The 23920-nt window shown below is 62.7% G+C and carries 17 protein-coding genes; 9 read left to right on the forward strand and 8 right to left on the reverse strand.

The window, feature by feature from the left end:
• Positions 1-67: 67 nt before the first annotated feature.
• The 5 genes from LPW11_RS04725 to LPW11_RS04745 all read right to left on the reverse strand — a co-directional run bounded on the left by LPW11_RS04725 (position 68) and on the right by LPW11_RS04745 (position 8416).
• Positions 68-2755 (reverse strand): 2-oxoglutarate dehydrogenase E1 component, encoded by a 2688-nt coding sequence (locus tag LPW11_RS04725; protein ID WP_230996985.1) that lies wholly within the window; start codon positions 2753-2755, stop codon positions 68-70.
• 149 nt (positions 2756-2904) lie between these two features.
• On the reverse strand, positions 2905-3279 hold the full coding sequence (gene crcB / locus LPW11_RS04730) for a fluoride efflux transporter CrcB (RefSeq protein WP_230996986.1): 375 nt from the start codon (positions 3277-3279) through the stop codon (positions 2905-2907).
• Between the two features lie 26 nt (positions 3280-3305).
• Positions 3306-4124, reverse strand: a complete 819-nt coding sequence (locus LPW11_RS04735; RefSeq protein WP_230996987.1) for a hypothetical protein — start codon at positions 4122-4124, stop codon at positions 3306-3308.
• A 118-nt stretch (positions 4125-4242) separates the two neighbouring features.
• Entirely contained in the window at positions 4243-7101 is a 2859-nt protein-coding gene (locus tag LPW11_RS04740; RefSeq protein ID WP_230996988.1) for an Rne/Rng family ribonuclease, read from the reverse strand.
• A 484-nt stretch (positions 7102-7585) separates the two neighbouring features.
• The gene (locus tag LPW11_RS04745; protein WP_230996989.1) at positions 7586-8416 is read right to left on the reverse strand and encodes an exodeoxyribonuclease III; all 831 of its coding nucleotides are present in this window, start codon (positions 8414-8416) and stop codon (positions 7586-7588) included.
• Between the two features lie 163 nt (positions 8417-8579).
• Here LPW11_RS04745 and LPW11_RS04750 point away from each other — a divergent pair, with 163 nt between their 5' ends.
• Positions 8580-9260, forward strand: a complete 681-nt coding sequence (locus LPW11_RS04750) for an HAD family hydrolase (protein WP_230996990.1) — start codon at positions 8580-8582, stop codon at positions 9258-9260.
• 1 nt (position 9261) lies between these two features.
• Positions 9262-9723 carry a tRNA (N6-threonylcarbamoyladenosine(37)-N6)-methyltransferase TrmO gene (gene tsaA / locus LPW11_RS04755; RefSeq protein ID WP_230996991.1) on the forward strand — a complete coding sequence of 154 codons (462 nt, stop codon included), beginning with the start codon at positions 9262-9264 and terminating at the stop codon, positions 9721-9723.
• A gap of 6 nt (positions 9724-9729) precedes the next feature.
• Here the strand turns inward: tsaA and LPW11_RS04760 are convergent, their stop codons facing one another.
• Entirely contained in the window at positions 9730-10974 is a 1245-nt protein-coding gene (locus LPW11_RS04760; RefSeq protein ID WP_230996992.1) for a spinster family MFS transporter, read from the reverse strand.
• Positions 10975-11140: 166 nt separating this feature from the next.
• Here LPW11_RS04760 and LPW11_RS04765 point away from each other — a divergent pair, with 166 nt between their 5' ends.
• The 7 genes from LPW11_RS04765 to LPW11_RS04795 all read left to right on the forward strand — a co-directional run bounded on the left by LPW11_RS04765 (position 11141) and on the right by LPW11_RS04795 (position 19554).
• Entirely contained in the window at positions 11141-11476 is a 336-nt protein-coding gene (locus tag LPW11_RS04765; protein ID WP_230996993.1) for a YajD family HNH nuclease, read from the forward strand.
• A gap of 33 nt (positions 11477-11509) precedes the next feature.
• The gene (locus tag LPW11_RS04770; protein WP_230996994.1) at positions 11510-11716 is read left to right on the forward strand and encodes a hypothetical protein; all 207 of its coding nucleotides are present in this window, start codon (positions 11510-11512) and stop codon (positions 11714-11716) included.
• 146 nt (positions 11717-11862) lie between these two features.
• Complete coding sequence (locus LPW11_RS04775) at positions 11863-13812, forward strand: ABC-F family ATP-binding cassette domain-containing protein (RefSeq protein WP_230996995.1); 1950 nt, start codon at positions 11863-11865, stop codon at positions 13810-13812.
• A gap of 92 nt (positions 13813-13904) precedes the next feature.
• Positions 13905-16226 (forward strand): endopeptidase La, encoded by a 2322-nt coding sequence (gene lon / locus LPW11_RS04780; protein WP_230998242.1) that lies wholly within the window; start codon positions 13905-13907, stop codon positions 16224-16226.
• Between the two features lie 286 nt (positions 16227-16512).
• Positions 16513-18003, forward strand: a complete 1491-nt coding sequence (locus LPW11_RS04785) for a M16 family metallopeptidase (protein ID WP_442899817.1) — start codon at positions 16513-16515, stop codon at positions 18001-18003.
• A 6-nt stretch (positions 18004-18009) separates the two neighbouring features.
• A complete protein-coding gene (locus tag LPW11_RS04790) occupies positions 18010-19437 on the forward strand; it encodes a M16 family metallopeptidase (protein WP_230996997.1) in 1428 nt (475 codons plus the stop codon).
• 9 nt (positions 19438-19446) lie between these two features.
• Positions 19447-19554, forward strand: a complete 108-nt coding sequence (locus LPW11_RS04795; RefSeq protein ID WP_230996998.1) for an RCKP-type rubredoxin-like domain-containing protein — start codon at positions 19447-19449, stop codon at positions 19552-19554.
• A 118-nt stretch (positions 19555-19672) separates the two neighbouring features.
• Here the strand turns inward: LPW11_RS04795 and LPW11_RS04800 are convergent, their stop codons facing one another.
• Entirely contained in the window at positions 19673-20377 is a 705-nt protein-coding gene (locus LPW11_RS04800) for a lipoprotein insertase outer membrane protein LolB (protein ID WP_230996999.1), read from the reverse strand.
• The gene (locus tag LPW11_RS04805; protein WP_230997000.1) at positions 20367-23729 is read right to left on the reverse strand and encodes an alpha-amylase family glycosyl hydrolase; all 3363 of its coding nucleotides are present in this window, start codon (positions 23727-23729) and stop codon (positions 20367-20369) included. Before LPW11_RS04805 ends, LPW11_RS04800 begins: the two co-directional genes overlap by 11 nt.
• Positions 23730-23920 lie beyond the last annotated feature (191 nt).

Below are 23920 nucleotides of genomic sequence, written 5' to 3' on the forward strand. Positions count from 1 at the left end.
CTCACATCTCCCGCGCCCCTGTGGCCGCGGGATCCCTTCCTGCACTGGTCTTACTCGTTATGGATGTTTACGGCTTTTGCAGTGCCTCTGCGACGATCCGCCCCTGCTCGAGGCGGTCCATGCGGTGCGACCCGGAGGCGGGGGCTGCTGTTTCAGGCCGCCCCACGTACCGCGGCGTGCTGCCGAGGATGTCGGCAAGGATGTTACGCAGGAAGTTCCATGCGCCCATGTTGCGCGGCTCCTCCTGGACCCAGGTGAAGGCGGTCCCTCTGTGGTACCTGCCGAGCACCTCCCGCAGCGCCTCGTCCGGATACGGGTAGAGCTGCTCGATGCGCACCAGGGCCGTCCCCTCCCCCTTCCCCTGTACCTTCTGCTCCAGAAGGTCGTAGTAGATCTTCCCGCTACAGACAAGGACGCTGTCGATGGTGGACGGGTCCGCGGGATCGGCGAGGATCGACTGGAAGGAGCCCGAGGCGAGCTCGTCGAGGGAGGATACGCACAGGGGGTTTCGCAGGAGGCTCTTCGGGGTGAAGAGCACGAGCGGCTTCAGGAAGGACTGCTTCATCTGCTTGCGCAGTACGTGGAAGAGCTGCGCAGGTGTCGTCGGAGTCACGAGCTGGACGTTGTCGCTTGCGGAGAGGGAGAGGAAACGCTCGATGCGGGCGCTGGAATGCTCCGCCCCCTGCCCTTCGTAGCCGTGCGGCAGCATCAGGACCAGGTTGCTCGGCTGCTCCCACTTTGCCTCTCCGCTGGCGATGAACTGGTCGATGACCACCTGCGCGCCGTTGGCGAAGTCTCCATACTGCGCTTCCCAGATCGTGAGTCCCTCGGGAGATTCCAGCGAGTAACCGTACTCGAACCCCAAGACCGCGAACTCGGCGAGCGCGCTGTCGTAGGCGCGGAAGGCGGCCCCCTGCGCTGCCACCCTTTCGAACCTGTTGAATGCCACCCCGCTCTTCTGGTCGAAGATGGTGGCGTGCCTGTGGCTGAAGGTGCCGCGCCGCACGTCCTGCCCGGAGAGGCGGATGGAGATCCCCTCGCCAAGGAGGGTGCCAAAGGCTAAAGATTCCGCCGTCCCCCAGTCCAGCCCCTCCCCTCGCTCCACGACCTCCAAGCGTTTCTGCAGGAGCGCCGCGACCTTCGGATGAGGGGAAAACCGTTCCGGGATCGTGCTGAGGCTCTGCGCGATCCGGCTCAGAGTCTCCCTCGGCACCGAGCTTGCGGCCGGCGTCTTCGGATAGACCAGCCGGTCCCGCTTCCAGCTTGGCCGCTCGTCGGCCGCCCCCGAAGCCTTCTCCACCGAAAGGGAGATGCACTCGTTGATCTCCGATTCCATCCCCTTCAGGTCTTCCTCGTCGTACCCCTCCTCCAGCAGCTCCGCCTCGTAGATGGCGTGCAGCGGCGGGCGCGCCTTTATCTGCTCGTACATGACCGGCTGGGTGAAATACGGCTCGTCCCCCTCGTTGTGCCCGTGCCTGCGGTAGCAGATCACCTCCACCACCACATCCTTCCCGTAGCGGTCGCGGTAGGCGAGGGCGAGTTCCGCTGCGTGCAGGACCGCCTCCGGGTCGTCTCCGTAGACGTGGAAGACCGGCGCCCGCACCATCCGTGCCACGTCCGTTGCATAGATGCTCGACCTCGCGTCGGCGGGGAGGGTGGTGAAACCGATCTGGTTGTTGAGGACGATGTGGAGCGTCCCGCCCGTGGTGTATCCCGCAAGCTCAGAAAGGTTCAGCGTCTCCGCCACCACCCCCTGCCCCGCGAACGCTGCATCGCCGTGGATAAGGAGAGGGAGCACTCTCTTTCCCCCGCTCTCGCCGAGGCGCTCCTGCCTCGCGCGGCACTTCCCCTCCACGACGGGGTTTATCGCCTCAAGGTGGCTCGGGTTTGAGGCGAGGGTGAGGTGAATCTTCTTCTCCCCCGGCAGGGTGAGTTCGGTGGCGTACCCTATGTGGTACTTCACGTCCCCCTCGCCGACGATCCCAAACTCGCGGTTGTCCACGAACTGGGCGAAAATCGTCTCGTAGTGCATGTTGAAGACGTTGGCAAGGACGTTCAGACGCCCGCGGTGCGCCATCCCCACGACCATGTCGGTGATCCCCAGCGTGGTGCAGGAGTAGACCAGGTGGTCCAGCATCGGTATGAGGACGTCCCCCCCTTCCAGGGAGAAGCGGGTCTGGCCGGGATATCTTTTGTGGATCGTCCGCTCGAAGATCGCGGCCTGCTTCAGCTTGTTGAGAATCCTCAGCCGCTGCTCCGGCGTGAATACCGACCGGTTCCCCACCGGCTCCATCCGGTCGATGAGCCACTGGCGCTCGTCAGGATCCTGGATGTGCATGAACTCCACCCCGATAGAGCCGCAGTAGGTCGTGCGCAGCACCTGCACTATCTCCTTCAGCGTGGCGCTCTGCTTGAAGAACCGGCGGGTGTGGAAGGTCTTTTCCACGTCCTCGTTGTCCAGCCCGAATGCGGAGAGGGAAAGGAGGGGGTGCTCCAGAATGCACGGCGAGAGGGGATCGGTGCAGGCGAGCAGATGGCCGATGTCGCGGTAGCGGTAGATGAGGGACTGGACGGCGGAATGCTTCAGCGCGTCGTCACGGGTCAGCGGCGCCCCTTCCGGAGCGGGCGTGACGGCGCCGAACTCGAAGCCGGCGAAAAAAAGGCGCCAGTCCTCGGGAACGGAGTCCGGCGCGCTCTTCCAGAGCCTGTACTGGTGCTCGATCCAGGCTGGGCTTACGTTATCCAGCATCCCCATCGTCTACTCCTTGTTATTGAACCGTAGGAACTATAGCAGACGACATTGAGCTTTCAAGGCACGTCCCTTCTGGCTTCGCGCGGATTCGCCCCTTCTTTTGAGGTGCGTGCGGAGAGGGAAATGGCGGGGAGAAAGAGAGGAAAGGTGTGCTAGAGAGAGCGGGCTGTCGCCACTCCGAGCCAGGTGCAGGCGAGGCAGGCAACGACGCTGAGGAGCATGTTGAAGAAGGCCACCACGAACTGCCCCTCCTCGAGGAGGCGGAAGCTTTCGAGGCTGAAGGTGGAGAATGTGGTAAGCCCGCCCAGGAAACCGACTGTGACAGCTACGCGCAGGACGGGGGGCACGAGGGCGCTGCGCATGGAGAACTCCATGATGAGCCCTATGAGGAACGCTCCGACGATGTTGACGACGAGGGTGCCGTAAGGGAAGGCGTTGCCGCAGATCTTGTAGACCCAGCCTGAGAGGAAATAGCGTGAGAGGCACCCGATGGCGCCGAGTGCGGCTATGCACAGGACCTGTTGCATGGAGACGTCCTTCCCTTACCGGCTCCTCAGAAGGCCCACCCGAATCTCACCCCGTACACATCGGAGCTCGACTTCGGCTGCAGGTACCCCGAGACGACCGGAGACTCGTCGACGTAGAACCCTTCGTAATGCGCGGAGATGCGCAGATGCTTGTAGGTGACGCCCGCTTCCCCGATCCCCGAAAGCTGACCCTCGGGGCGCAGGGTGATCGTGCCTACGCTTGAAACGTCGACCTCGTTGGAAACGTAAAAGGGGTAGCGCACTCCCCCTTCGAGGAAAAACTGCAGGTTCTTGCCGCTTTTGTGCGTCCCTCGCACTCCGGCAGTCGCATAGACGCTGGTCCACGACTCGGTGTACCCGGAAGCGAGAAAGGGGGTGCCGGTGCTGTCGTACGCGGTGGAATCATTGAGGTCCCTCAGCCACCAGCGAACCCCGAAACCGCCGAACGGCTCCACCGAAACGCTCTGGAGGGGGAAGCGCCACCCTACGTCACCCTCGAGCCGGGAGCCGATGTAGTCGACGTCCGTGTTCACCGGGCGCTTGCTTCGCGTGGGGGAGAATGAACTTTCCTGGGTCTGCCCCGTGTAGTCCACTACCGAACCGAACATCTCCGCCTTTGCCTTTACAACCAGGTTTCCCTCGTCGAGCAGGTTGAGGAGAAGGTCGGAGCCGACGCCGAGCATGGGGCCGCTTTCCTTCAGGAGCCTCTCCCCCCCCCGGTACTCCCGCCAGTTGTACGAATCGACGAAGCCGTAGACGGACCAGTTCATGACCCGGTCCGGTGAAGCAGCAAAAGCGGGGGCGGCGAGAAAGAGCGAGAAGAGAAGCGTTGCGATTAGTTTCATTGAAAGAAAGCCTTAGAACCGTGACGTGCCGAAGCCGCCGTAAAAGATCATTCCTGCTGGTTGATGCCCCGCCGGGTACCCCACCCGCACGGCGTGCGGGTGAGGCGAAGGGGTAAAGCTATTGTGCCGGCCCCTGTTCTTTCTTCTTCCGAGGAGCCCTCGGCTTCTTCGGCTTCTCGGCGGGTGCCTCGGCTGGCGCGCTTGCCGTTTCCGGTGCCGCCTGGGCCGGTCCTTTCTTGCGCGGAGCTCTTTTCTTGCGTGCCGGCTCATTCCCCTCCGGCTGCGGCTGCGGCACCGCGTCCCCTCCGGCCAGCGGTGCTGCCACCGGGGCCACCGTCGGTTCGGCGGATGCGGCGGGCTCGGCGCCTTCCGCTGCGGGCTTTTCACCTTTCGGCTTGCGGCTTCGGCTCCTGCGGGGCTTCGCCGGCTTCTCCGCAGCGGAAGCCGAAGCTTCCGGAAGAGCCGGCTGCTCACCCTCGGCCGGCTGCGCCGGTGGCTGTTCCTCTGCGGCGGGGTGTTCCACCTCGACCGGCTGCTGCGCCTCCAGAGGTTCCTCCTCCGCAGCCTCTTCACTCTCAGCAGCGGACTCCCCTTCCAGCACCTCGGCGTCTGCCTCTCCTTCCTGCAGCTCGACATCCGCGAGCGCCTCCTCCAGCGGTTGCACGATCTCCACCGGCAAAACAACCTCTGCCGGCTGGATGATCTCGAAGGGGACGACGACCTCTATCGGCTCCACCATGACAGCAGCAACGGTTATTTCCTCTTCCCCTGCTCCTTCGAGGAGGGCCTCGACGGCACCCTCGCCGGCAGCACCGGCAGCCGCCTTCTTCCTGCGCCCGCGGCTTCTCTTCGGCTTCTCGGCGCCTGCGGCGACGGGCTCCGCGGGGAGAGGCACAGCGATCTCTTCCTCGGGCTCCGCATGCGGCTCCCCTTCACCCGCCACATCAGCCTCGGCGGCGGCCTCAGCCTGAGCCCCTTCCTGCGGGTGCTTCCCGCCACGACGTCTCTTGCGACGACGTTTCTTCTTCCCTTCCTCGCCGGTCACTTCCGCCGCTGCGGCACCCTCCGGGGTCTCTTCCGCGGCGGCCGGTGCTCCTTCGAGAACTTCGGGAGCGCCCTCTGCTCCTTCCGCGGCTTCCCCTTCGGCAGGGGCGCCGGCGTCCTCGGCGACAGCAGCCTCGGCGGCAGCTCCTTCAGCGCCCCCACCCTTGCCGCGTTTGCGCCGCCGTCTGCGCTTCTTCTTCGGCTCTTCGGTCTCCCCTTCCGCGGCGACTGCCGGCTCAAGCGCAGCCGCAGGCTCGCCCGCTGCCTCGGTCGCAGCCATTTCGGCTGCTGCCACAGGAAGTTCCACAACGGCGGGGTGCACCTCTTCTGCGGCGCCTTTCCCCTTCCCTCTTTTCTTCTTCTTCCGTTCCCCTTCCTGCGGCACTTCCTCTTTCCCTGCGCGCAGGGCGACCTTCTCTGCAGGAGCTTCCTCCAGGAGGACCTTTTCGCGCCTCACCAGTTCGAGCTCCATCTGGTTCAGGAGGAAGGAAGGCTTTCCCTTCACCGTCACCTGGATGTCGTAGTCGTTCTCGATCTGGGAGAGCTCGCGGCGTTTCCGGTTCAGGAGGTAGTAGGCCACCTCCAGCGGGAGACTACCGATGACGTCGGCAATGACCCCCTTCGCGGCGGCCGCATGGACCTTGCGCAGGAAGGAGAGTGCCATCGCCTCGACCGATTTCACCTTTCCGCGCCCGTCGCAGTGCGGGCACTCCAGCGTGCTCGCCTGGTGGAGCGTCTGCCTGATGCGCTGCCGCGACATCTCCAGGAGACCGAACTCCGAAATGCGGGCCACGTTCACGCGCGCCTTGTCCGCCTTCAGCGCCGTCTTTAGCGTCCTCTCCACCTCCGCGTTGTGCTTGCGGTCACGCATGTCGATGAAGTCGATGACGATGAGCCCGCCAAGGTCGCGCAGCCGCAGCTGCCTCGCAGCCTCTTCGGCGGCTTCGAGGTTCGTCTTGAACGCGGTGTCCTCGACCCCTTTCTCGCCGGTCGACTTCCCGGAGTTGACGTCGATGGAGACGAGCGCCTCGGTCGGTTCGATGAATATGGAGCCGCCGGACTTGAGAGGTACCTTCTTCTCGTAGATGAGATCGATCTGCTCTTCCAGCTGGTAGCGCGAAAAGATCGGGCGCTTCTCCTGGTGCATCTTCACGAGCTTTTCAAACTGGGGGTCGATCTCCTTCAGGCAGTCGCGCACGTCCTTGAAGACGTCCTTGCTGTCGACGAGGACCTCGTCGATGTCGGCGCTGAAGTAGTCGCGGATCGTCCTCACGATGAGGGACGACTCCTGGTAGATGAGTCCCGCCCCCTTCATCCCGCTCCCCTGCTCGCGCACCCCCTGGTACAGGGCGATGAGGGAGTTGAGGTCCTTCTGGAGCTCGTCGACGGTGCGCCCCACCGCTTCCGTCCTGATGATGTAGCCGTACCCTTCCGGTATGTTCATCCCGGCGATCATCTCTTTGAGCTTCTTTCTTTCCGACTCGCTCTCCACCTTGCGGGAGATCCCCGAGGAATCGCTGCCGGGCATCAGCACCATGTAGCGTCCGGGGAGGGAGATGTAGGTGGTGAGTGCGGAGCCTTTGTTGTCCCGCTCCCCCTTTTCCACCTGCACTATGATTTCCTGCCCCCTTCTCAGCACCTCCTGGATGCGGGGACGCTTGTGCCTTTGCTCCTCCGGCACGTCGTCGCGCCATTTCCAGTTTTCCGGGTGCAATTCACCCATCTGCAAAAAGCCGAGCTTCTTGAGCCCCACGTCCACGAAGGCTGCCTGCAGACCCGGCTCTACACGGACCACGACCCCCTTGTAGATGTTGCCGCGGATTTGCTCGTTCCCGGCAATCTCCACGTCAAGATCCACGAGGCGGCCATCCTCGACGATCGCCACGCGCGCTTCTTCAGCGTGAAGCGCATTGATTAACATTTTTTTCGGCATAAAGTCCTTTGATTTCCTTTTGTTGGGGCTGGTCCGCACGCACCGCTGCACGCAGGTATGCAGGAAAGCCCATTACATATCAGAGCCCCCGATGAGGGCCGATCCACTTCTTTATATAGATCCCCGCCGTCCGGCAGGGGCCAATAGCTCATTAAAACTGTGGGATTATAGCAGAGTTTCTCTGTCATATCACACAAAAAAGCATTTGCTGCAGCAAACGAGATACCACCATACAGAACGGTGCGCAACCGACAGTACCGACACGTTCGGAAATAGATCTATTTTGGTTAACCGCCTCCTATACCGAAGGCGTTTTCAGACGGATCGTTCGCTCCCTTTCCGCTGAGACTGCCGTTTCCCCGTGAAAGGCAGCAAAAAGAAAAGGCAGATCTCCGATTTTCAGTCAATCTTCCTCCGTCCAGGAAAAAGAAACTAAAAAAGGAAGCCTGCCCTGCCTTCACAGTAACAAACCGCACGATGGCGGTCAATCCTCATCAGGACTCGCTACCGGAGGGTCTTCAGACGGTACGGAGGACAGTTCTGCGCGCGGTGGCGCGACTTCCAGCGAGACGGGGCAGTGATCGGATCCGGCGATATGGGAGAGGATCCCTGCGGCAGAGACCTTGCCGGCGAGGGAGGCGTCCACGAAGAAGTAATCGATCCGCCACCCGATGTTTCTCTGGCGCACCCCGGGGCGATAGCTCCACCAGGTGTAGTGCCCGCCGTCGGGGCAAAAGATCCTGAAGGTGTCCACAAAGCCTGCGGCAATGAACCTGTCGATCCACGACCTCTCCTCCGGGAGGAAGCCTGCATTCTCCATGTTCTGGCGGGGGTTTCTGAGGTCGATCTCGCGGTGGGCGATGTTGAAGTCCCCTCCGATGACGACCGAGTACCCCTCTTCCCTCTTTTTCTGGAGATAGCGGAGAATCTTGTCCAGAAAGTAGATCTTGTGGTCGAGACGCAATAGTCCACGCTGGCTGTTCGGGAAGTAGGCGTTGACGACCGCAATCCCGTTTGCAAAGTTCAGCGTGAGAACCCTCCCTTCGCAGTCTATGTCGGGGACTCCTATGCCGCATTCCACCGACACAGGCGCGATGCGGGAGAAGGTGGCGACCCCGCTGTACCCCGGGCGCAGTGCCGGGTGCCACCAGGAGCGGTACCCCAGCTCGGAAAGGAAAAGGGCGGGCACCTGATGCTCTTCCGCCTTTGTCTCCTGAAGGAGAAGTAGGTCCGGCTTCTCCTCCTGCAGGAGGGGAAGGACCTGTGATTCCATCCGGGCCCTCAGCCCGTTCACATTCCAGGAAAGAAGTTTCATGGCCTTGCCTCGTGCCCTGCTGACTGCCTCTTCAATAATCAAAGGTAACCGTTCCTGGAGCCCACACCAACACTTTTCCGTGAGGGAGACGGTATTTCAGAGAGTTGCACCTGCGCCGGAAACTGGGACACTGTTAAGCGTGAAGGAGATGGGGGACTAACGGATGAGGTTCAGGGCGTTTGCCACCGACTACGACGGGACTCTGGCGCGCCGCGGGAAGGTCGCGGAGGAGACGGTCGCGGCTCTTGCGACGCTGCGGGACGACGGGGTAAAGCTCGTTCTGGTCACCGGGCGGGAGATGGAGGATCTACGCAGCGTCTTTCCGCAGACAGAGCTTTTCGACCTCATCGTCGCGGAAAACGGGGCAGTCCTCTGCCGGCCGCAGTCCGGGAGCCAGCAGGCGCTGGCCGCCCCCCCTCCGGCGATATTTTGCACGCGCCTGCGGGAGCGCGGTGTCGACTTCGCCACTGGAATCGTTATAGTTGCGACCACGCGCCCTTTCGAGCGGGAGACGGCGGAAGCGCTCGCAGAGCTCGGACTGGATCTCTCCGTGATCTATAACAAGAACGCGGTGATGATCCTGCCGCGAGGGGTGCACAAGGGGACGGGGCTCGATGCTGCCCTCAGCGAACTGGGAGTGGAGTGGCAGGAGACGATGGGGGTCGGCGACGCGGAAAACGACCTCGACTTCCTCTCCCGGTGCGGGTACGCGGTCGCCACCGGCAACGCCCTGCAGGTCGTCCAGGACAAGGCGCAGCTCGTCGCGGATGAAAACGGCGCAGGAGTGAGGGAAGCGGCCGCCCTCCTGCGCAGGCTCAACGGAACAGTACCGGAAGGAGAGTGAGATGGAGTTCGAGCCGATCGGCGTCATCCACACGCCGTTTCAGACAAAGGAAGAGTGCCCCATGCAGCCGATGTACGCACTGGGGGCGGTGGGAAAAGTGGAGGTTTTCGAGCCGTACGCCTCCGGGCTGCGGGACGTGGAGCTTTTTTCACACGTCTACCTCCTGTACCACTTCGACCGTTCCGGCGAGGTGAAGATGTTCCGCCCCCCCTTTCTGGACGACCTGCCGCATGGCGTCTTCGCCACGAGGCACCCGTGCAGGCCAAACGGCATCGGCATGTCCATCGTCCAGGTACTCAAGAGGGAAAATAACGTGGTGGAAGTCGCGGGGATCGACGTGCTGGACGGCACCCCCCTCCTCGACATCAAGCCGTACATGCCGCGTTTCGACAAGATCGACGACGCCTCGGAAGGGTGGCTGAGCGAGAAGCCCCCCCGCCCGAAGCCGGCAGGAAGGGAGTAGATCGTCTCACGGCGCAGGCTCACCTTCGGCGCGGGCCATGTCCGCCTCCACGTAACGGCTGCAGACGAAGCAGAAGATCCCCGCCAGTGCCACCGCCGCCGGGGTGACCAGCAACGCGCCGCGCAGCCCCCAGTGGTCCGAGAGCCATCCAAGGATCGTGGGAGAGACGGCGTCGCCGAGGGCGTGGATGAAGAAGATATTGACCGCGAAGGCCATGGCGCGCACCGAAGGTTTCGTCACATTCACGATGACCGTGTTGAGCGGCCCGGTGTTCAGAAAGAGGAAGAACTCCGCCAGGAAGGCGGCGGCGAGGCAGCCGGCAAGGGAGTCGGCCATGATGGAGCAGGCGGTTATCGGGGTGCCGATGAGGAAGCCCCAGCCGGAAATGAAGAGATACCCCTTGCGGGTCCTCTTTTGCCAGCGGTCCCCGAGCCACCCACCGGCGGCGGTGCCGAGTATGCCGGCGAGAACGGTGACGAGGCCAAAGAGAAAGTTCCCCTTCTCCACGTCGACGTGGTGCACCCGGTTCAGAAAGGACGGCAGCCACTGGGCGAGCCCACCCATGGCAAAGGTCATCGCCGCCATCGCCAGCGTATTGCAGACAAAGGAGCGGTTGGAGAAAAAGGCGCCGTACCCACGACGTTTCTCCATAGAGGAGCCGACCTCGTCCCCACCCCTCGGAGGCTCCCGCAGGAGCGCCACAGGGATGGCGAGAAGAAGCCCCGGCACACCGACCATCAGGAATGCCGCGTGCCACCCGAAGCGGTGACCGAGGACGCCGCCGAGAAGGTAGCCGAGGGCGCTCCCGACCGGGATGGCGAGATAAAACCAGGAAAGGACGCGGCCTCGTCGCTCCTTCGGGAAGAAGTCGGCGATGAGACCTGGCGAGACCGTTCCAAAGCTCGCCTCCCCGATCCCCACGACCGTCCTCGCGGCAAGGAGGGTGCGGTACCCCGGTGCGACACCGGCAAGGGCGGTCGCGAGGCTCCACACAGTCAGCCCGGCGGAGGCGAGCCCCCGCCTGCTCCAGCGGTCCCCGAGAAAGCCGAGAAAGGGGGCGGAGAGGAGATAGCAGATCATGAAGGAGCTCCCGAGAAAACCAAGCGCCGTATCGGAGAGTGCCAGATCCGCCTTTATAAGGGGAAAGACAGCATAGAGAACCTGCCGGTCCACGTAGTTCAGGAGGTTCACCGCCATGAGGAGCGCGAGCGCGTACCGGCTGTACGAGAGTGATTTTTCAGGGAGGGTCATCGGTTCTCCGGGAGCCTTCTGCGATCTGCAACCGCTGGCGGAAAGTGCGCTCATGAAAAAGAGGTGCATCGGCTGGCGTCTTCTTATACCATGAAACATTAGCTTTACCTACTATCGCCTTTGCTTCACATCTTCAGAGTACACTCAAATCGAAGGGAGAACACCGATGGCAGCAGCATTCCGCTCCCGCGGACCAAGGACAGTCCCGCCGAAGAGCGCGGAAGAGGTCGATGCGATAGTCCGGCGCATCAGGACGCAGGAGACGCGCCCGGAGAACTACCGGGAGCGCTCGCTGAAGATCCACGGCTGGATCTGCGCCAAGTGCGGCAGGGAATTCGAGCTCTCCAACCTGCACCTTTTGACGGTGCACCACAAGGACGGCAACCACAACTACAACCCTCCCGACGGCAGCAACTGGGAGAACCTCTGCGTGTACTGCCACGACGACGAGCACAGCCGCACCATCCTGGCGGATTATCTGGCGGGCGAAGAGAAGAAGTGAACCGGCCGGGGCGGTGTCCAAGGGGAGAAGACCATGAAAGAACTGATCTTCATCATCGAGGAAGCCTCAGAAGGGGGTTTCACGGCTCGCGCAGAAGGCGAAGCGATTTATCTTCAGGCAGAGAGCGTCCCGGAACTGCGCTACCACATCCGGGATGCCGTCACCTGCCAGAGCGGGAAGGGTGATGCGCCCAGAAGGGTCAGGCTCCACTTTGTGCGGGAGGAAGTCCTCCTCCTGTAACCGGGACAAAAGGATGCGAGCGGTATCGCCGGGTGCGGAAGAATTGACAACGGGACGCATCTCCCCCTAGAATGCCCTGTTAATCCACCCCACGACGATACTGCTTCGCATCGGCCGGTACAGTAGCGCAAAGGAAAGACCTCATAATGCTGCACCTCAAAAAGCTCTCCAAGGACTTCGCAGGAAAACCCCTTTTCACGGAAATAAACTGGCACCTCAAGAAAGGCGAGCGCGTCGGCCTCGTCGGCGAGAACGGCGCAGGAAAATCGACCTTGATGAGGATCATCGCCGGCGAGGTGGAGACCTCCAGCGGCGAGATCCAGCTCGCCCGCGGCGGCTCCGTCGGGTACCTCCCGCAGGACGGGATCGTGGCGAAGGGGCGCCCTCTCTTTGAGGAGGTGATGACCGCCCTCGCGGAGCTGCAAAAGATCGAGCGGGAGATCGGCGAGCTTACCCGGCGGCTGGAGACGGAGCCGCACGACGCTCCCGGCCACGAGCAGCTCCTCGACCGCTTCGGCCACCTGCAGGAGGAGTTCCGCCTGAAGGGGGGGTACGCCATGGAGTCGGAGGTCGGCAACGTCCTTGCCGGTCTCGGCTTCTCCCCGTCGGAATGGAACAAGGAGTGCGGCGAGTTCTCCGGCGGGTGGCAGATGAGGATTGCGCTGGCGAAGCTCCTCCTGCAAAAGCCGACGGTGCTTCTCCTGGACGAGCCGACGAACCACCTGGATATAGAGGCGCGCAACTGGCTGGAGGGGTACCTGCAGGGATACCCCTACTCCGTCATGCTCGTCTCCCACGACCGCTTCTTCCTCGACCAGGTCTGCTCCCGTATCGCGGAGGTGTGGAATCACGCCATCACCGACTACCACTGCAACTACAGCCGCTACCTCGTCGTGCGGGAGGAGCGCGTCTCGGCGCTGCGCGAGGCAAAGCGCCGCCAGGACGAGGAGATCGAGAAGATCGAGGATTTCATCTCCCGCTTCCGCTATCAGGCAACGAAAGCGTCCCTCGTGCAGTCCCGCGTAAAACAGCTGGAAAAGATTGAGCGGATCGTCCTCCCGCCGGAGAGAAAGAGGATCCGCTTCAGCTTCCCCACTCCCCCCAAGAGCGGGAAGACGGTCATGGAGCTGAAGGGGGTTACCAAGGCGTACGGCGCAAACGTCGTCCTTAACGGTGTGGACCTTACCGTGGAAAGCGGCGAGCGGGTCGCCCTCGTCGGGCATAACGGCGCCGGGAAGTCGACCCTCATGCGCGTCCTTGCCGGAGGCGCGGTGACTGCGGGTGAGGTGAAGGTCGGGCACAACGTGGTGCGCGACTACTTCGCCCAGGACCAGGCACAGGAGCTCGATAAAAGCCGCACTGTCTACGACGAGATCTATTCCGCCGCCCCCTTCGACATGGTGCCGCAGCTGCGCGACATCCTCGGCGCCTTCCTTTTTTCCGGCGACGACATCCACAAGAAGGTGGAGGTCCTCTCCGGCGGGGAGCGGAACAGGCTCGCGCTGGCGAAGATCCTGCTGCGCCCGTCGAACCTCCTCCTCATGGACGAGCCGACGAACCACCTGGACCTCTTCAGCAAGGACGTCCTTCTGGAGGCACTGCGCAGCTTCCCCGGCACCGTCGTCTTCGTCTCCCACGACCGCCACTTCATCGACGGCCTGGCGACCCGCGTCGTGCAGGTCGGGGAAGGGAAGCTGGAGAATTTTTACGGCGATTACGAGTACTACCTCGAAAAGACCGCGGGAGAAGGATCCGGAATACCCGGGGGGGCGAGGGGGAGCGGCGCCGCAAACGAAAAGGCGCAGGCCGATACCAGGAGTGCCGCAGCCAGTCCCGGCAGCTCCGACCCGGTAGACCGCCGCAAGCAGAGGGAAGAGGAGAAACAGCGCCAGAAGGAAGAGCGTTCGAGGCAGCGCAAGCTGGAACAGCTGGAGGCCGAGATCGGCGAAAAGGAGAGCGAGCTCGCGGCGTTGGAAAGCACCATGTCCGAGCCCGACTTCTTCAAGGATGTGGAAGCGGCGCGTCTGGCAGGAGAGCGCCATGCATCCCTCTCAGCAGAGATAGCAGAGCTTTATGAGGCGTGGGAGGCGGTCTGACCGGGCCCCCTCATTGACAGGGGGGGGTTCGATAGTTATCTTTTCTTTGGATTTTCCCATCATCAACCGACAAAAGGGATCCAGGGATGACTATGACCGAGAACATCACCATCAACATGCCGGAGATCGTGCCCCTCTACCCTTTGCGGGAAATCATCGCTTTCCCGTACATGGTATTCACGATCTTCTTGAAACAGGACGAACTCGCCCCTTTTGAAGAAGCCGCGCTCTTCAACAACCTCGTAGCACTCGTCAAACTGAAGCACGAGCCTGAGACCGAGCTCCTGGGTGCCCTGCACGAAGTAGGTACCCTCTGCAAGGTGATGCAGATCAACAAGCTCCCCCAGGGTGGCGCAAAGGTCGTCCTCGAAGGTGTGGTCCGAGTCAGGGTCCTCGCCATCGTGCAGCAGATGCCGGTCATTCTCTCCCGCCTCGAGCCGGTGCGCGAATTCGCCGAGAAGTCGATGGTCTCCGAGGCGCTGGTGGGAAGCCTGAACGCCCTATTGAAGATCGCTCTTTCCTACGGCAGGCCCCTTCCGGACGATGTCATGAAGATGATCGACTTCATCGACAACCCGGCCCGCCTCTCCGACCTCGTCGCCCTCTATCTCAACCTCCCGGTCGATGAACTGCAGAAGCTCCTGGAAACGGTCGACCCGCTCGAGCGCCTGAAGAAGGTGTACATGCACCTCACAAACGAGGTGCAGCGCCTGCAGATCAAGGGGGAGGTTCAGGCCGAGGTGACGAAGAAGGTCGGCAAGAGCCAGAAGGAATTCCTCCTGCGCGAGCAGATGAAGCAGATCCAGGAGGAGCTCGGCGAGGAAGATTCGCGGCACAGCGAGGTGAACGAGCTGCGCCACAAGATAGACAACGCAAAGATGCCCCCCGAGGTGCAAAAGATCGCCGAGAAGGAGCTGAAGCGGCTGGAACGTATCAGCCCCGCCTCACCCGAGTACACCGTCTCCCGCACCTATCTCGACTATCTCACGACGATCCCCTGGCAGGTAAGCACGCAGGACAACAAGGACATCAGGCAGGCCGAGACGATCCTCAACGAGGACCACTACGACCTGAAGAAGGTGAAGGAGCGCATCCTCGAGTACCTCGCCGTCCGCGCCCTGAAGGAAAAGATGAAGGGCCCGATCCTGTGCTTCGTCGGTCCTCCGGGCGTCGGGAAGACGAGCCTTGGCCGCTCCATCGCGCGCACGCTCGGGCGCAAGTTCATCCGCATCTCGCTCGGCGGGATGCGTGACGAGGCGGAGATCAGGGGGCACCGGCGCACCTATATCGGCGCACTCCCCGGACGCATCATCCAGGAGATCAACCGCGCCGGGTCGAACAACCCCGTCTTCATGCTCGACGAGGTCGACAAGATCGGCGCCGACTTCCGCGGCGACCCCGCCAGCGCCCTTCTGGAAGTCCTCGATCCGGAGCAGAACTTCTCCTTCACCGACCATTACCTGGACGTCCCGTTCGACCTGACAAACGTGATGTTCATTACCACCGCGAACCAGCTCGACCCGATCCCCGCCCCGCTGAAGGACCGCATGGAGGTCCTCACCCTTTCCGGCTACACGGACGAGGAGAAGCTGAACATCGCGAAAACGTACCTCGTGCAGCGGGAGATCGAGGAAAACGGCCTCTCCGCCACACCGCCGACCTTCACCGACGAAGCGATCGTCCGCCTTATCCGCGACTACACCCGCGAGGCGGGGGTTCGCGACCTGCAGCGAAACATCGCCTCCGTCTGCCGAAAGGTCGCAAAGGAGATCGCCCAGGCGAAAACGCCGCGCGCGGTAATCGATCCGGAGAGCGTGGCGGAGCTTCTCGGACCGCGCAAGCACTTCGAGGAAGTCGCGGCGGAGAAGGACCGTGTCGGCGTGGCAACGGGGCTTGCCTGGACCGAGACCGGCGGCGACATCATCTTTGTGGAGGCGACAAAGATGAAGGGGAAAGGAGACCTTCTCCTCACCGGGAGCCTCGGCGAAGTCATGAAGGAATCGGCGCGCGCCGCGGTCTCATTCGTGCAGGCGAACTGCGCCGAGCTGGGGATCCAGAAGAGGGAATTCGAGAACACCACGATTCACATCCACGTCCCCGCCGGCAGCATCCCGAAGGACGGCCCCTCCGCCGGCATCACCATAGCGACGACCCTTGTCTCCCTCTTCTCCGGGCGCCCGGCGCGCCGCGACATCGCCATGACCGGCGAGATGAGCCTCACCGGCCGCGTCCTCGCCATAGGAGGGCTGAAGGAGAAGGTGCTGGCGGCCCGGCGGGCGGGAGTGCGCACCGTCGTCGCCCCGGCGAAGAACAAGAAGGACCTGGAGGATATCCCCGAGAACGTGCGCCAGGAGCTGGAGTTCCACTTCGTGGAGGACGTGCACGAGGTGCTGAAACTCGCACTGAAGCCCTGACACCGGATGCCGCATTCACTCTTTGCGCCGCCCGTCTCCCGCTCCGGGAGCGGGCGGCGTTTCTGTACTGTGGTACTGTAGGCCGGGAGAAGCCGCAGGCGTTCCCGGCGGTCCACCGCCGGCGCCCTGATCCAGCCAAACCACGACCCCACCGTGACCGGCCCGGCCCGCGCCATCCGCGGCTTCGCCGCCATCTCCCCCCTTTTACCCGTTGCAAACCCCAGACCTTGGTGCTATGTTTTTCGAGGCTCAGCATTAACTTCCGGATTACGAGGTCATAATGAATATGCCATCGAAAGCTGCCCTCGTATGCGCCCTCCTCCTGAGTGCCGCAACCTGTTTCGGCCAGGGGCTGGCGGACAAGGTGCAGGAACACACACTGAAAAACGGCATGAAGGTCCTCATGGTGGCGCGCCACACCTCCCCCACCGTCGCAGCCTGGATCCGCTTCAAGGTCGGCAGCGTCGACGAGCGCAGCGACGAGCGCGGGCTGGCCCACCTCCTGGAGCACATGCTCTTCAAGGGAACAAAGACGCTCGGCACCAAAGATTACGCGGCGGAAAAGCCGGTCCTGGACAAGATCGAGGAAACAGCCCAGAAGCTGATGGCGGAGGAGCAGAAAAAGGAGAAGGCGGACCAGAAGGAAGTCGCGCGCCTGAAATCCGAGCTCCAGCGCCTGGAGAAGGAAGGGGAGAAGTACGTGATAAAGGAGGAATTCGCCGACCTGTACGCCAGGAACGGCGGTTCCGGATACAACGCCTTCACGAGCAAGGACGGCACCACCTACATCATCAGTATGCCGGCGAACAAGATGGAACTATGGGCGGCGATCGAGTCGGACCGCATGCAAAACGCGGTGCTGCGAGAGTTCTACACCGAGCGGAACGTGGTCATGGAGGAGAGGCGGCGCTCCTACGACGCCGAGCCGGAAGGGAAGCTCTGGGAGACCTTCATCGCCAACTCCTTCAACGCGCACCCGAACGGGCAGCCGACCATCGGGTGGATGTCCGACATCGAGGGACTCACCAGGACAAAGGCCGAACGCTTCCTGCACAAGTACTACGCGCCGAACAACGCCATCATGGCGATCGTCGGGGACATCGATCCGAAGCAGACGATCGAGCTCATCGAGCGCTACTTCGGGAAGATCCCGCCGGGGACCCCCGTGCCGCCGGTGACGGTGGAGGAACCGGCGCAGCAGGGGGAGAAACGGACCGAGATCCTTGGTGACGCGGAGCCCGAGCTCCTGGTCGGCTTCCACAAGCCGACCCTCCCGGCGCCGGACGACTACGTCTTCGACGTCATCGACATGCTCCTCACCAACGGGCGCACCTCCAGGCTGTACAAAAAACTGGTACTGGAGAAGCAGCTCGCTACTTCGGTCTCCTCCTTCTCGGCGCCGGGGGACCGCTATCCGAACCTTTTCATCATCAACGCCACGCCGCGGGCGCCGCATACGGTCGTCGAGGTGGAGAAGTCGATCTATGAGGAGCTGGAGCGGCTGAAGTCCGAGCCGGTAACGGAGAGGGAGCTGAAGCAGATCCTCAACAATCTGGAATTCGAGGAGTCGCACCAGATGGTCTCCAACAGCGGCCTCGCCAGGAACCTGACGGAATACGAGGCGGTGGCAGGAAGCTGGCGCTACCTCATAGAGCACCGCCAGAAGGTCTCCCAGGTCACGGCCGCAGACGTGCAGCGCGTCGCGCGGCAGTACTTCACGCGGGAAAACCGCAACGTCGGCTTCATTACCAAAGACACGACCGCACCCGCGAGGTAACCGTAGATGAAACTGATGAAGACACTTCTCATTTTCTGCCTGCTGGCGATTTCCTGCGGGGCCCCCGCCTACGGCGCGCCGCAGGGCGCCATCAACCCGCGCACCATCACCTTTCCGCCGCTGAAGTTCCAGATACCGAAGAGCGACAGGGTTACCCTCAAAAACGGGATGGTGGTGTACCTGCTGCAGGATCATGACCTTCCGCTGGTGAACGTCACCGCCTACATCAACGCCGGCAGCATCTTCGATCCGGCGGAGAAGTCAGGACTCGCCTCCATTACCGCCTCGGCGATGAGGAGCGGAGGATCGAAGCGGACACCGCCGGAGAAGCTCGATGCCGAGCTCGAATTCATGGCCTCCGCCATCGAGGCCGCTGCCGGGATGGAGTATGCCAGCATCTCCATGACCACCCTTACCAGTAACCTGGACCGCACGCTGCAGCTCATGACCGAGCTTCTGCTGCAGCCGGGCTTCGACCAGACACGGCTGGAAGTCCTCAGGAAGCAGGCGATCGAAGCGGTGCGCCGCGAGAACGACGACCCGAAGGCGGTGGCAGACCGGGAGCTCAGGCGCGCCATCTACCCCAACAGCCCGCTCGGGCGCACCCCCACGGTGCCGGACCTGCAAAGGATCACCCGGGAGGACGTCATCGCCTTCAAGGAGCGCTACGTCATCCCCGCCAACACCATTCTCGCCATCTCCGGCGACTTCGACAAGAACGAGATCCTGGAGTGCCTGAACCGGATGCTGGCGCAATGGCCGCAGCGCACCCCCTCCTTCCCGCAGATCGCGGCGCCGAAGGAGAGCCCGATGCCAGAGGTCCTGCACGTGCAAAAGGGGGTGAACCAGTCGGTGATCCGCATGGGGCACCTGGGGATCGAAAAGAACAACCCTGACCTGTACGCACTGAAGGTGCTCGACTACATCCTCGGTGGCGGCTTCACCTCCCGCCTCACCCAGGAAATCCGCTCAAACCAGGGGCTCGCCTATAACGTGGAGTCCGACTTCGAGGTCGGCAGGCGCTTCCCCGGCACCTTTATTACGGAGACGGAGACGAAGTCGGGAACGACGGGGAGGGCGATCACGCTGATGCACTCCATCGTGGAGGGGATGACGAAGGCGGAGGTGACCGACCGGGAATTGAACCTGGCAAAGGATGCCATCGTAAACTCCTTCATCTTCGGCTTCACGAAGACTGAAGCGGTGGTGAACCAGCAGGCCCGCCTGGAGTTCTTCAGCTACCCTCCGAACTACCTGGAGACATACCGGGAGAAGATAGCGAAAGTAACGAAGGAAGATGTGCTGCGCGTGGCGCGCAAATACCTGCACCCCGAGGCGATGAAGCTCGTTGTGGTGGGGGATGAGAAGAAGTTCGACCAGCCCCTCTCGACCTTCGGGTCGGTGCAGGAAATCAAGCTGCAAAACTCACAATAGGAGGTAAGGATGGCAACGTGGAAGTGCAAGTCGTGTGGTTTCAGCAAGGAAGGTAGGTGCAAGCCCCAGAAGTGCCCGCAGTGCCAGGAGAAGGGGAACTTCGAGAAGGCGGAATAACTCCAAACGCCTGCAAAGGTGACGCAGAAATAAAAAAGGGCAGGCGAAACAGGGAATCACTCCTGCGGCGCCTGCCCTTTTTGTCCTATCTCATCTCTACCGCGACCGACGCCGCCCCCTACAGCTTCGAGGGGAAGGAAGCCAGCGGCAGGAGCTGGTACCCCTGAAGTTTCGGCGCCAGCACATCCTCCTCAATGGGACGGTTCACCTCCGGCTCGTCGAAGGCAATGGTTACCCTATCCCCCCCTACACCGGTGATCTCGACCCGTTCCGCGAAAGGCACCCCATCCACCTCGCGGTAATCCTTGTACAGCACCTCGACCCCGTCCGCGACCTTGCGCTCCACGAGGCCGTTGTCGTAGAAAAACACCTGCTCCTTCCTGCCGTCAGCCGAGACCGTCTCGGTGCCGGGAGCGCCGTTTTCCGCCGTCGGCGCCGGCGCGAGCACCCATTGCAGGAGGCTCCACTCCGCCAGGAGCCCGCGAGCGGCGAGGTCCGCAGCGGTGCCGCTGTATGCCGTCATCTTCGAGGGAAGTATGCAGACGATTTTCTCCCCTTCGCTGAAGAGCTCCAGGAGGCTCGTTCCGAAGGGGGAGAGGATGGCGACGTGCAGCCGGTCGGGGCGCTTGAAGACCAGATAGCCACGCGCGCTGCCACTTCTGGCGCCGCTCACGGCGACTGCGACGTCGGAGCGCAGCGTCTCTACAGACACCCCGGGGGTGGCCTTCAGAGGGGGGCGCGCCGTGGCGCACCCCGAAAGTATCAATAGGAAAAGGATGAGAAGGAGGCGGTATCGCATCGGGAAACGGGGACTACACGTCATGGGCACCTTCCAGGATTTTCAGGAAGCGGTCCAAACGGTATCCCGCCTCTTTTGCTGCGTCGACAAGTATGTCGCAAATCTGGGTCAACTGCGCCTTCGGCAGAGACGGTATCGCGGGGGCAAGGGGTGCCAGCTGCAAGAGATAGCGCAGCAGGAGCTCGAAGCGCTCCTTGTTGAACCATTCCGCCCCGCCACTGTCATGCAGCTGCAGGAAATGCATCGCAGCGGTGTCGCCGAAGAGGTTCGCGCAGGCAGCCGCCCTTCCCTTCTCCGCTACGCTGCGGAAGAAGGTCTCCTGGCTCAGCAGGGTGTGCAGCAGGAGCGCCCAGTCGCTCGGAGGAAGGGGGGTGGGGAGCTCCGGAGTTCCCGCCGCCATGCACTGGCACGCCTCCTCGAAGGGACGGGCGAGGCCATAGGCGTCGTATTGATCCGCACTCTCTCCGGGGTGAATCTTCGTCATGTGATGGAGCGCGAAGAAGGTGGTGAAAACAGTCCTGCTGAACGGATCGCGCGTCAGGAGCGGCAGGGCATCGCGGACCTCGGAGGAGAAGCGCGCCACGATCTGCGCCCTCTCCCGCTCCGGCCTGTCCGGCGCGAGCGCCGCCAGAAAGGCACTGTACGTCGACTCCAGGCTCCCCGCCAGTCCCGGTCCCACCTGCTTCAGCCCTATCAGCTTGTTCAGGAATTCGCGCAGCGCCTCGTTCTGCACCGCGTAGCGCACCTGCTTCACCTCTTCCTCGAGGCTCCACACGCCGGTACCGTTCAGACGGTGGCAGAGCGCCCCCCAGGTGCCATATTCGTCGTCCACGATCTCCCCGAAGTCGAGGAAGGCGTAGTACTGGTAACCGGAAAGCTCGACGTAGAGCCCCTGCTCGCATAGCTGACGCCCGCTGCGCAGGTAGCTGTACCCGGAGGAGTAATCCCTGAAACGGTAATAGTGGCGCGAGTCGGGGTTGAAGCCGAGCGCCTCCCCGAGCGTTTTCCTGATCAGCGACGATCCGCCGGAGGAGTCCTTCACCGCGATGGCGCTCGACTCCCTGATCCAGCCGCTCGTGTCCGCGAAGCGGTTGTGGTAGATGACCAGGCCGCGCTCTCCGGAGTACGACCGGTTGGAGTAGGCGAAGACATCCTCGTTTACGTGGCTGCCGCTGTAGAAGTCAAAGAGGGCGAAGTGGTCCGATCCGGAGAAGATGTGCCTCCTGCGCATGAGGGGGAAGATCTGGCACTCGTGGCGCCCCACCAGGTGCTCGTCGATCGGCTCGTCCCAGTAGGCTCTCTTGTACTCCATGCCGTACTTCTCGTGGAACCCCTCGATCTGGCCGTGACCGAACATGGGGAGCCCCGGCATGGTGACCAGGAGGACGGCGGCGCCGAAATACTTCCCTTCCTTCCCGAACTGCTCCACCGCGGTCCGCTCGTCCGGGTTGTTCATGAAGTTCACGAAGCGCTGCAGGATGCGCGGGTCGAACTCCAGCACGTTCTTCAGCGTCTGCCGGTACTTCGCGTTCTCCTCCATCTTCAGCATGTTCATGAAGGCGCTGTTGTACACCCGGTGCATCCCCAGGGTGCGCACGAAGTACCCTTCCATGAGCCAGAATGCCTCCGCCAGAAGGAGGGTGTCGGGGGCATCGCTCGCCACCCGGTCCACCACCTCGCGCCAGAACTCCACCGGGAAGACGGCGTCGAAGGAGGTGCGATCCATCCCGTGCTCGATGCGCGACGGGACGCCGCTGCCGTGACCGGGCTGGGGGAACCAGAGGCGCTGGTAGTGCTTCTTCGCCAGCGTCATCGCCGCGTCGAAGCGGATGATGGGGAAGTTGCGCGCCACGTGGAGGATGGTGTTGATGACCGCCTCGCGCACCTCGGCGACCAGGTAGTTCAGCTGCGCCGTGTCGTTCCACGGGGTGCTGGTGCCGTCGTTGCCGTGGTAGATGTAACGGACCCTGCCGCTGCCGCGGTCCAGATGCTTGAAGACCACCGCCGCGTCCCGCTTCTCCCAGTAGCCGTCCTCGATCCAAAGCCCCACCCGCCCGTCCGGGGAGAGGTCGGGGCCGTTGTAGGAGTACCCCGGGTACGGCGGATAGTCTAGCTGAATGTACCAGTCCGGATGCTCCACCACCCATTTGGAGTAGAGGCCGGTATGGTTCGGGACCATGTCGCTGGCGAGCCTGATGCCGCGCTGGGCGCAACGATCCTTCAGGTTCTGCAGCGCCCCCTCCCCTCCCAGGTCGTGGGCGATGATGTAGTCGTAGAGGGAGTAGGCGGAGGAGATGGCGTCGTGGTTCCCCGCGATCTGCTTGATCCTCTGCGAGGCGCTGGAGCGCTCCCAGATCCCGATCAGCCACAGCCCGGTGAACCCCCAGCGCGCCAGCTTGTCCAGCTCCTCGTCGGGAATCTGGTCCAGCCGGTGGATCTCGCGGCGATACGTCTTGGAAAGCTGTCCGAGCCAGACGTACACCATCTTCGCCAGCATCACCACGTTCGCCATCCAGTCGGCGTCGCGGGAGTAGCGCTCGTACTCCGGGTAGTCGTACCCGCCGAACTCACCGACACCCTTGCCGAACCTGAGAACCTTCGGTCGCCCCACCCCTCCGAAGAAGACGCGTCCCTCTTCGTTGACGATCTCCTGCGCCGCGACGAGCTCCTCCAGGAGATCGGCCGGGAGGATGGAGGCCCAATTCTGCCGGATGTAGTCGATCTGACCTTCCAGCGAATTGGGGGAGGCGAGGATCGGGGCGCGCAGGAGGGCGGGGAGGGAAAGGGGCATCGACTCGAAGGGGGGGCACTCCCCCAGGAGGCGGTCGATGGTGGAGGTCACGTCGGGGTAGCTGGAGTCGCCGGCCAGTTCCTCGTCGTCGAAGAGCTGCCGGAAGCTGTCCACGGCGGGATTCTCCGCGCTCAGGCGCAGCAGGAGGCACTCCATGGCCAGAAGCTGCCTGTTGCCGAGCTGCTGGTCCTCCTCGAGAAAGCGCTGAGGGTTGGTCTTCCCGAGCACCATGTCGCGTGCGGGGAAGTATTCCATGAAAGCGGAGAACTCGCCCCTCGCTCCCCCCTCGAAGGCGGGAAAGCCTCCCCGTTCCGCCACCACCGGGAGTATCCCCGGATGCTGCTTCTGGGTGTAGTGGCCGATCAGGTAGCGGAAGACCCGGTTCAACATCCCGTACATGTGGAGGAGCCCCGGCTGGACGTATCCTTCCACGCCCCCCCCCGTATCGTTCAGAGCCCTGGCAAGACGGCGGGCGAATACCACACCGGGGACACCGTTGATATCGTCCAGCAGCTCAACAAGCCCGATCTTGTCACCGCACGCCTTGGAAATCTGAATACCGAAGGAGAAGTACCTGGATTTCATTAGTTGCTGTTCCACGAGACACCTCATAAAGTCATGGCAGATTTCGCCGAAGCCGCGCTCCCGGCGCACCCAAAGCCATAAATATACCTTGGAAAGCCACCACTGTCTTTAAAATAATGTAATTAACCATCTGCCGAGACTGCTCTCATCCCTTTTCCTCGGCGTTCCGCGCAGATGCCCTGTGGCAGATC

Source organism: Geomonas sp. RF6, from assembly GCF_021044625.1.
Taxonomy (GTDB): Bacteria; Desulfobacterota; Desulfuromonadia; order Geobacterales; family Geobacteraceae; genus RF6.

Excerpts from the sequence above, each read along its gene's own strand:
- LPW11_RS04725 (WP_230996985.1), bottom strand. The coding sequence starts at position 2,755 with ATGGGGATGCTGGATAACGTAAGCCCAGCCTGGATCGAGCACCAGTAC.
- crcB (WP_230996986.1), bottom strand. The coding sequence starts at position 3,279 with ATGCAACAGGTCCTGTGCATAGCCGCACTCGGCGCCATCGGGTGCCTC.
- LPW11_RS04735 (WP_230996987.1), bottom strand. The coding sequence starts at position 4,124 with ATGAAACTAATCGCAACGCTTCTCTTCTCGCTCTTTCTCGCCGCCCCC.
- LPW11_RS04740 (WP_230996988.1), bottom strand. The coding sequence starts at position 7,101 with ATGCCGAAAAAAATGTTAATCAATGCGCTTCACGCTGAAGAAGCGCGC.
- LPW11_RS04745 (WP_230996989.1), bottom strand. The coding sequence starts at position 8,416 with ATGAAACTTCTTTCCTGGAATGTGAACGGGCTGAGGGCCCGGATGGAA.
- LPW11_RS04750 (WP_230996990.1), top strand. The coding sequence starts at position 8,580 with ATGAGGTTCAGGGCGTTTGCCACCGACTACGACGGGACTCTGGCGCGC.
- tsaA (WP_230996991.1), top strand. The coding sequence starts at position 9,262 with ATGGAGTTCGAGCCGATCGGCGTCATCCACACGCCGTTTCAGACAAAG.
- LPW11_RS04760 (WP_230996992.1), bottom strand. The coding sequence starts at position 10,974 with ATGACCCTCCCTGAAAAATCACTCTCGTACAGCCGGTACGCGCTCGCG.
- LPW11_RS04765 (WP_230996993.1), top strand. The coding sequence starts at position 11,141 with ATGGCAGCAGCATTCCGCTCCCGCGGACCAAGGACAGTCCCGCCGAAG.
- LPW11_RS04770 (WP_230996994.1), top strand. The coding sequence starts at position 11,510 with ATGAAAGAACTGATCTTCATCATCGAGGAAGCCTCAGAAGGGGGTTTC.
- LPW11_RS04775 (WP_230996995.1), top strand. The coding sequence starts at position 11,863 with ATGCTGCACCTCAAAAAGCTCTCCAAGGACTTCGCAGGAAAACCCCTT.
- lon (WP_230998242.1), top strand. The coding sequence starts at position 13,905 with ATGACCGAGAACATCACCATCAACATGCCGGAGATCGTGCCCCTCTAC.
- LPW11_RS04785 (WP_442899817.1), top strand. The coding sequence starts at position 16,513 with ATGCCATCGAAAGCTGCCCTCGTATGCGCCCTCCTCCTGAGTGCCGCA.
- LPW11_RS04790 (WP_230996997.1), top strand. The coding sequence starts at position 18,010 with ATGAAACTGATGAAGACACTTCTCATTTTCTGCCTGCTGGCGATTTCC.
- LPW11_RS04795 (WP_230996998.1), top strand. The coding sequence starts at position 19,447 with ATGGCAACGTGGAAGTGCAAGTCGTGTGGTTTCAGCAAGGAAGGTAGG.
- LPW11_RS04800 (WP_230996999.1), bottom strand. The coding sequence starts at position 20,377 with ATGACGTGTAGTCCCCGTTTCCCGATGCGATACCGCCTCCTTCTCATC.
- LPW11_RS04805 (WP_230997000.1), bottom strand. The coding sequence starts at position 23,729 with ATGAAATCCAGGTACTTCTCCTTCGGTATTCAGATTTCCAAGGCGTGC.